This is a genomic window from Nostoc sp. NZL (genome assembly GCF_015714705.1).
Lineage (GTDB): Bacteria > Cyanobacteriota > Cyanobacteriia > Cyanobacteriales > Nostocaceae > Nostoc > Nostoc foliaceum_A.
In genome coordinates this window covers 25,355-33,715 of sequence record NZ_WBKL01000069.1, presented here as the reverse complement: position 1 = coordinate 33,715, position 8,361 = coordinate 25,355, and the positions used below count along the sequence as shown (strand labels likewise).

Sequence of the window (8,361 nt, the reverse complement as noted above, 5' to 3'; positions counted from 1 at the left end):
AAACAGTTACAGATTTAATCTTGCCATTAACACTCTTGGAGAGGCTAACTTTAACTAATCCAAGTTTAGGAAGTTTTAAATTACCACCTTTAATCGAGCAACTTTCAGGAAAACGAATTGACTGCTTAGAGTGTTTGCTCTTAAATTTCGGGAATCCAGTACGTTTTGCAAAAAAGTTTTTAAACGCAGATTCCAAATTCTTGAGTGACTGTTGTAAAACAGCAGCAGTTGGTTCTTGCAACCAGTCGTAATCAGCTAGTTTTTTGAGTTGGGTAAGGTCTTTTGCCATTTGGCAGTAGGTCAGCCCAACACCAGTCTCCGCATATTGAATATTAGTTTTGTTGAGGTAAAAGTTCCAAACAAATCGAGAGCATCCAAAGCTTTTAGCCAAGGATACTTGTTGCTCTGTGTTTGGATAAATTCTGACCTTTAATACATCTAACATCAATGTGACTTTCAGAGACTTAGTGATATATACTATTTGCCGCTATTATCTGTCAAGTATGTATAATCATGGTTTTAGGTCTGTTTACAAGCTTAATGCTCACGTTGTTTTAGTTGTAAAGTATCGTAGAAAAGCTATCGATGCAGAGATTTTAAAAAGACTTGGAGAAATCATCGCAGATACCTTAAAGAAATGGGATTGTACTTTACTAGAGTTCAATGGCGAGGCAGACCATGTACATTTATTGATTGACTATAGACCTGACAAACCACTCTCAACACTGATTGGAAATATCAAAACAGTGAGTAGTAGGCTAATACGTAAAGAGTTTCCCTGGTTGGCTACAAAATACTTCTATGGCTTGCCATATTTCTGGACTGGTGCGTATTTTGTAGCCAGTTGTGGGGGTGTTACAGTCGAACAATTAAAAAATTACGTTGAGCATCAGGAACAACCAAAATAATGATTCGCTGCGCTCAGTGTTATATTGGTCGCAATTCATCTCCCGTTACAGCGAAGCTTAACGGGAGTCCTCTTGCTCCATTAAGATAGACCTTTTGACCTCATAATTCTCCATTTTCTAAACGGGGAATTATGAGGTCATACCATTTCATTAATAATGATACAAATACGCTGGTAAGGGCATGGCAATGCTTATTGGTGTCAACTTAAGCTAAAAGCCTTTTCAAATCTCGTTTCCAGCAAGAGGCTGGAAATGCAACTCAAAAGCGGCTCTGCCGCTAGCAAGAGAGGCGGAGCCTCTAAGACGGCATTCCCAGTCGGAGACTGGGAACAAGACAACGAAACAATAGACCTGCCCTGATTGTGAAAGTTAGTTTCACTGGTTATACCAGCTTTTTCGCCACTGCTGCATTTGCTTAATCTCTGTATTTTGTGCCTTGATAATTTCTTGGGCTAATTGCTTAATTTCAGGGCGCTTAGACTTACTCAAGGCATCTTGTGCCATTGTTAAAGCCCCTTCATGGTGAGGAATCATCGCATTGATAAAGCGCAGATCAAATTCAGCATCAGCTGCACCTAAATCTTGACTCATCATCATGGCTTGCATCTGATCAGATGACATTTCCATCGTATGACCCATTTGGCTGCTATAAGCCATTGGTTTATCTCCCGCCTTGGGATACCAAGTTTGTCGCCACTGCTTCATCTGAGTGATTTCTTGGTTTTGCGATTTGATGATATCGTCTGCTAGTTTTTTGATTTCAGGACGTTTTGATTTCTGCTGCGCTTCTTTAGCCATTTCTACAGCCCCTTGATGGTGCGGTGTCATAGCGTCGATAAACCGTAAATCAAAATTAGCATCGGCTGGGCCTAAATCCATTGCCATGCTGTGATTCATGTGATTGTTGTTAGCATTGGTGGTGGTTGCCTTTGGCGCTTCGCTTTGGCTCTGGGAAGCAGTACTGGTACAGCCTGTGATTAACCCACCGCCTGAAGCGATCGCAGTCAAGGTTAACGCCAAAAAGCTGTTCCTCAAAGATAGCAGTTGCATAAATCTCACCTAACAGTTTCCTAATTCTATATTTACTTCTTAGCTTTGCAGCTAGAAATGAAATTAGGATGAAATCTAAAAATCCCCGACTTTTTTGATGAGTCGGGTATATTGCAGTTCATTTCTCACTCAAAATTGTGTAAGCATCATTAACTAAGTGCATTTTCTCTTGAGCTTGTTTTTGTAGTTGCGGCTGATTAACAAACAAATCTGGATGCCATTTTTTTACTAAAGTTCGATAAGCCTGCTTTACCTCAGTCTGAGAAGCATTTGTTTGCAATCCTAAAATGCTGTAGGCACGAGTAATTTTATCTTTTTGTGTCTGGGTTTTGGGTTGATTGGGTGCTTTATTGCTTTGAGTCGCATTTTGCTGTTTGCTAGTTTGAGAACCAGGCGATGTCTGACGACAAGCCTTAGGGCTACGCATTTCTGCTTTCATTCGTGCTATTTCTTCATTAAGTTCCCAATCACGAAATTTCGCCTCCACCTCTTCTGGACGGGGAGAGGGAGAAGCTTTTGGCGGTGGTGGTGGGGAAACAGATTCTACTCTTGTCCCACTATTTTTAGCAGTATTTTCCTGTTGTTGCTTAACACTAGGATCTTTTTTAGGAGAAGTTTGAACTCTCTCTGGCTGTGGTGAATATTTTCTATTAGTGTTGCTATATGTAGGTATTTCTTTATAAGCTTGATGATTGGAGAGGATTTTGACCTTCTCTAACTCTTGTAGCAACTGATTAAAACCGTTCTGTAACTGCTGCAAATTTTCCCGTCTATTAGTAATTTCTAGCGGTTCTTGACTGAATTCAAAGCAAATTACTTTTTCAGCTTTTTGTTCATATTCAGTCAAAAGTGATAACCCTTGACTGCTGAAAATAGATAAATAATCTTCAATTGCAGTTATACAAAGTTTAGCAACTTCCTGATGATAAGACTCCTTTGCCAATTGTTCGTCTTGCTTTTGGATATTCTTGTTTAACAAATAAGAAATGCTCCCGACGACAGCAGCACCCACCGGGCCACCTAACAACCAACCAATACCGCCACCAACAGCGATAGAACCAGGTTCACTCAAATCATCAGTATTACTTGACTTTGGGGGTAGTATTACTTGTGGTTCGCTGGGAAAAGGAATTAATAAATCTTGCGGTCGTTCTTCTTGGAAAAACTCGTAAGCTTGATAAAGCCATTTCATCGCAGCCAATTGCAATTCGTTCAGGTCTTTTTTAAGAGTATTTGTTTGCCAAATTTTAAAGTTGTTTTCTGCCAATGCAACTGCCGCATCAGCTTGATATTTTGTGAGTAGGTTAGATAATGCTAGCCAATCGCGTAATTCTCTCACGCTAGTAGCAAAACCTTTATAAATTAAATTGGCTGCTTTTTGTTTAATTTCAACTTTAGTATTTTGTTTATCATCAAAAGATTTGATTTCAAGAGCAATCGGGTCAATTTTAGCTGTTAATGAGAGTTGGATTTGAGAAGCGATCGCTTGCACTCTTGGCAAACGCACACTACCACAATTTGGTTGAAAAATCCCCACAATATGTTGCAAAGCTGTTTCAAAAGCCGCTAAACCGCTACTATTGGCAGCAGCAACATCGCCTTTTAATCTGGCTCTTAAGGCAGGTAAAGCATCAACGCGATATAAATTACTAAAACCTGGAGGTAATTCGGCTCGAAAGCTTTCTGCAACAAACAGCAGGCGATTTTGCACCTGTTTTTGCTCGTCGGGTTCGAGTAAGTTCATAAAATTGGCAACAAATATAACTGTTTTAATACCACGATCTAATAGCCAATCTCGTAAGTTTTCCCGCTCACCCAAAGTCATTAACTTTCGTGCATCTAATAATTGAATAACTAAATCTGTACTTAATAATTTTTCTTGGATTAAATTATCTTGTTCATCCCGATCATTTGTTCCTGGTAAATCGAGAAATTCTACACCTGTTTCCAAAAAGGGATGTGGACAAAAAACTTCCACAGATGCTACATCTTGTCGCATCTGTCTATTGCCATCAAGAATTGCAAATTGCTGTAAAACTTCTGTGCCACTGCGATAGATTTCTGTACCATCTACCAACATGATACGAGTCCGCACATCAGAGCCATACTTGACAGTAATTGCTGCACCTGTGGTGGGAATTAAATCAATTGGTAAAGTGCGATTCCCTAGCATGGCATTCAGTAAGGTAGATTTGCCATGATTAAATGGGCCAAATACTGCAATGCGAAAACTAGGATTAACCAGATGATTGCAAATGGTAATTATATCTTGATGTAGTTGCGATTTTCGTTCTAAATTCAGTAACGTAGATGCAGATTTGAGAGAATCTGCTAAATCCTTATAACCTTCATACTGTTGTTGCATAGTTCCCCTATTCCTCGTTCCCAGCTAAAATCTGGGAATGCAATTCATTGAGGCTCCGCCTCATATTTTTATGGTTATGGGAGGCGGAGCCTCCAAGTAGGCATTCACAGCTAGATGCTGGGAACGAGAGTAACGAGAGTAATTACATATATTAGCTATAGTAAGCTAATAAGTTGCTATAAGCTGCCTCGATTTTTTGCAACTGAGCTATTACATTTTCCTGTAATTCTTTTAAACGGTTTAACTCACTCTCACGATTTATCTCACGGGTTTGTTTTTGCTTGACTAAATTATCTAATTCAGCCTTACGAGATACAATATCATCATTAATCCGCTTACCTACTTCTCTTTCGTAAGAGTCAAAACACTCTTTAACGGCATTGTATACAACCTGAGATTGCTCATGCGCGACTTGGGGTAGGTGTTTAACTAACTCTTTTTTCGCCGTTTTAACTAACTCTTTACGCGCTTGATCTGCTTGCAAAAATCCTACTCCTAAACCTAGCAGCGCAAACCCGATGGGCCCAAGCAAAACTCCTGTCACTGCTGTAATTATCCCGCCAATACCAATTACAGTGAAGTAGTTTAACAAGATATTTTTCCAATCAAATCCGGCCCCGGCTAGTGCGAAACCAGCAAGATTTCCTTTAGACAGCGATAACAATCCCATTGCCCATTTTGCCCAGCCGGGAGAGTTATCTTCTTCAGTAGTCGCAGTGGTATTTACCTTTACATCTTGTCCGGTGAGCTTTTCTGTAATTTGATCTGTGACTTGACTGTAAGAACTGCCATATTGTGCAGCTTTGCGAGAAAGTTCTTTAAAAGCTGCATTGATATCTTTTTCAGCAGTTAATGTCCAAGCAGCAGATTTGTCAGTGATATATTGCTCAAAGGCTTTTTGCAATGCGATGTTAAATGCTTCTCGTTTACCACTACTGAGAAAATCAAACAAATTTAATTCCGGCTGATAACGTAAGAAATCGGTTTCAAAGGTGTTACCTAAGTTTAAAACATAGCTGCGAAAAGATTCGGAAATGGTTCTTGATTGAGCGTCTCTTGTATTGAGGATTTCTTTTTGGAATTCATCCCGAATACCAGTAAGTTTGTTAAACTCTGGTTCTACTGAATCAATTCGTTTTTTTAATTCATTTACATCTTGGTCAAGTAATGGTATACGTCTTGCAACTGCTTCGCGGGTATGATTGCAGGCAAGTCTTGCTAAGGTTCTGACTTGACGGAGTTCTGCGATCGCACGTTCTCTGGTAAGAAAAGTATTAAGCGCTTCCATAAACTTCGGAAAGCCTGTCCCCTCTAAATCAGCTTGGGGATTTTTCAACCGTCGTCTGAGTGCTTGAATTGACGAAAGCTCAAACACGCGTTCTTCATAAATATTCTGACCTTCTACAGTACAATATTCTGCTAAATTCGCGTTAAATACTTGCCGTAATCTATTCTCAGATGCTTTTAATTCTTCAACATCATCAGGATCAATTAATGATTCTCGCACTTGATCCCAAGCATTAACTAAGAAGAAAACCGTCAATCCCCGACCTTTGATATAATTTTCTAAGTAGCGACGCTCACCCAAGGTACAAGGTTGAGAAGCTCTCATCACAAACAAAATTGCATGGCAATTATTTACATAACCCAAAGATAATTCGTTTCGCGCTTCTGTATCATTCAATCCTGGACTATCGACAATTTCAATTCCCTTTTCTAATAATGTTAATGGATACTCAACTACTGCATAATCTACATCTGGAAAGGCTTGTTTTTTCTCCTGCTCTAATTTTTTAGCTTCAGCTGGATCAATGGTATATTTATATTTAAAATTCTGAAAATCTAGCTGTTGTGGACTTTTACCATCATTAAAATGAATGGTGACTTTCTTTTCTGGGCCATAGCGTAAAACTGTTAACACTGCGGTACAAGGGTTAACATCACTCGGTAATAAGTTTTCCCCAATTAAGGCATTGAGAAACGTGCTTTTACCCCGTTTCATATCGCCCAATACCAAAAGGCGAAATACACCTTGCCGGAGGTTTTTACTAGCTACTGTAATATCTTCAATATCTCGTTCTAAGCTGAGTTTACCTGATGAAGAGTCTCCAGCCAATTCGGCTTTGTTAATTGTTTCAGCTAGTTTGCTCAAACATACAGAAATCTCCGATCGCACTTGAGCAACACGCTCTAAATCTTGGATAAATCTATCAGTTGCTACTTTATTAGTCATCATAGTTACACCTTTATTAAAGATTGGTTTTTTTAGATTCCAAAAATAATTTGTAAGACATCCACCCCAGCGCACCAACAATAATAAACCCAGCCAACACTGAGGCTATTCTCACTGCAACTAGTGTTACTACACCAAGAGCAAACAGCTTTCCAGCCAGAATCGCTTTTTTGATCCAAGGTTTCTGGGAATTTTCTGGCTGATGCTTTACAGTTTGATGAAAAGCAGCATCGGTAGCCTGGATGTTAGTTTCCATTTCCCGGAGTCGCAATTCAACTTCTCGTTCTCGTAATATCCGTTCCCGTTGTTCAAGTTCCTTTTGGCGATCGCTTTCAGATGTCATCGGTATCCACCCCGTTTAAGACAATGAAAAGATGTCAGCATTTACTCGTTAATCAGGCTGTATCGTAACTTACGTAAATATTTAATAACCCCAGTAAAATTACTATTTTAATTGCCTGCTAAACTTAAGCTGGAGTTAGATACCACAAAATGCACCTGCTTCTCAGAACCAAAGCGAAGCGCCAACTATTGAGGTGCGGCATCATTTACCGTAAATGATGCCTACTTTTTGCCCGTTACGCCGTCTGTTGAGAAGCCGCTTTTGAGTCTGCGGTCGATTTTAACCGGGTAATGATGGCTTTACGAATGCGATCGCTCTTGCGTACCCCGCCTGTCATCTCGTATTCCCGGCTGTCTTTGCCATACTTCAACGCCACACCACAGACTAAGCGTTCTGAAGTTTCCCGAATGGTCTTTTCAAGGGTTTCTATTTCTGCCTTTGCTGAGTCAAGGGCGGTGAGCATCATATTATACTGGTCAATCTGGTTGCGGAGTCGCCCGGTTAACTGGGTTAAATTGTTTAAACTGATAGAATCACCAAAGTCAAGACTAGAATCAATTGATTTAAATCCGATTACTCTCTGTTCAGTTTTTTCTAGCACAGGAGAGCTTCTTTTTTTGCGTGGCATCTATGTATACTTTTTACTAAACTTATCTTTCTAGAGTGTCTCAATAGGACAATGTTGTGGTTCAGTAAAACTGGCAAAAAAAGGTATTTTTTTTAATAAGATTAGATTGCTATGTCAGTAATTATACAAGGCAAGACAACAAATCGTTGAGAATGGACTTGTGTTGTGAACCAAAATACTTGTGTTGTGAACCAAAATACTTGTGTTGTGAACCAACAGACTTATATTGTGAACCAACAGACTTATATTGTGAACCAACAGACTTATATTGTGAACCAACAGACTTATATTGTGAACCAACAGACTTGTGTTGTGAACGAATAGACTTGTGTTGTGAACCAACAGACTTGTGTTGTGAACCAACAGACTTGTATTGTTAGGACTTACGCACAAGAGATCCCCCAACCCCCTTGAAAAATTGGCTCTTTAAGATCCCCCCCTTTTTAAGCTACGGTGTATACACAAGTCTGAAATAGTTTACTCACCTGGTTTTCGCGTCAGTTTTACCCCACCCTAGCCCTCCCCTTGGAAAGGGGAGGGAACTTGATTTCCGGCTTCCCCCCTTTCCAAGGGGGGATTGAGGGGGGTAATTTGACTTGTGTGTACACGGTAACCTTTTTAAGGGGGGTTAGGGGGGATAAAGGTTTCAGGTTTTCAATGCGTAAGTCCTGGTTGTGAACCAACAGACTTTTAAGCTCATCCCCACCTTTAAAAGAGGATGGGATAATACGAAAGACTGATGACGGTTGACGGTTAACAGTCATCAGTCATCAGTCAATACGGTTCGGTTAAGGGAAGAGACGCGATAAATCGCCGTCTCTACAAAGGACTGAT

Annotated in this window: 7 protein-coding genes; 1 reads left to right on the top strand and 6 read right to left on the bottom strand. The window is 39.9% G+C overall.

Annotated features, from left to right (window positions below; all coding sequences use genetic code 11):
• On the bottom strand, positions 1–445 hold a 445-nt coding region (locus tag F8R90_RS09940), incomplete at its 3' end, for an RNA-guided endonuclease TnpB family protein (protein ID WP_196510612.1).
• Positions 446–503: 58 nt separating this feature from the next.
• Between F8R90_RS09940 and tnpA the strand changes: the two genes are divergently transcribed.
• Complete coding sequence (gene tnpA, locus F8R90_RS09935; RefSeq protein ID WP_196510611.1) at positions 504–908, top strand: IS200/IS605 family transposase; 405 nt, start codon at positions 504–506, stop codon at positions 906–908.
• A 375-nt stretch (positions 909–1,283) separates the two neighbouring features.
• On the opposite strand, the gene F8R90_RS09930 is transcribed toward tnpA, so the two are convergent.
• The 5 genes from F8R90_RS09930 to F8R90_RS09910 all read right to left on the bottom strand — a co-directional run bounded on the left by F8R90_RS09930 (position 1,284) and on the right by F8R90_RS09910 (position 7,527).
• A complete protein-coding gene (locus F8R90_RS09930; protein ID WP_196510610.1) occupies positions 1,284–1,958 on the bottom strand; it encodes a DUF305 domain-containing protein in 675 nt (224 codons plus the stop codon).
• A gap of 118 nt (positions 1,959–2,076) precedes the next feature.
• Positions 2,077–4,323: a dynamin family protein gene (locus tag F8R90_RS09925; protein ID WP_196510609.1), complete on the bottom strand. Its 2,247-nt coding sequence runs from the start codon at positions 4,321–4,323 to the stop codon at positions 2,077–2,079.
• Between the two features lie 151 nt (positions 4,324–4,474).
• Complete coding sequence (locus F8R90_RS09920; protein WP_196510614.1) at positions 4,475–6,556, bottom strand: dynamin family protein; 2,082 nt, start codon at positions 6,554–6,556, stop codon at positions 4,475–4,477.
• Positions 6,557–6,572: 16 nt separating this feature from the next.
• Positions 6,573–6,899, bottom strand: a complete 327-nt coding sequence (locus F8R90_RS09915; RefSeq protein WP_196510608.1) for a DUF3040 domain-containing protein — start codon at positions 6,897–6,899, stop codon at positions 6,573–6,575.
• A gap of 235 nt (positions 6,900–7,134) precedes the next feature.
• Positions 7,135–7,527, bottom strand: a complete 393-nt coding sequence (locus tag F8R90_RS09910; RefSeq protein ID WP_196510607.1) for a hypothetical protein — start codon at positions 7,525–7,527, stop codon at positions 7,135–7,137.
• Positions 7,528–8,361 lie beyond the last annotated feature (834 nt).

Excerpts from the sequence above, each read along its gene's own strand:
- tnpA (WP_196510611.1), top strand. The coding sequence starts at position 504 with ATGTATAATCATGGTTTTAGGTCTGTTTACAAGCTTAATGCTCACGTT.
- F8R90_RS09930 (WP_196510610.1), bottom strand. The coding sequence starts at position 1,958 with ATGCAACTGCTATCTTTGAGGAACAGCTTTTTGGCGTTAACCTTGACT.
- F8R90_RS09925 (WP_196510609.1), bottom strand. The coding sequence starts at position 4,323 with ATGCAACAACAGTATGAAGGTTATAAGGATTTAGCAGATTCTCTCAAA.
- F8R90_RS09920 (WP_196510614.1), bottom strand. The coding sequence starts at position 6,556 with ATGACTAATAAAGTAGCAACTGATAGATTTATCCAAGATTTAGAGCGT.
- F8R90_RS09915 (WP_196510608.1), bottom strand. The coding sequence starts at position 6,899 with ATGACATCTGAAAGCGATCGCCAAAAGGAACTTGAACAACGGGAACGG.
- F8R90_RS09910 (WP_196510607.1), bottom strand. The coding sequence starts at position 7,527 with ATGCCACGCAAAAAAAGAAGCTCTCCTGTGCTAGAAAAAACTGAACAG.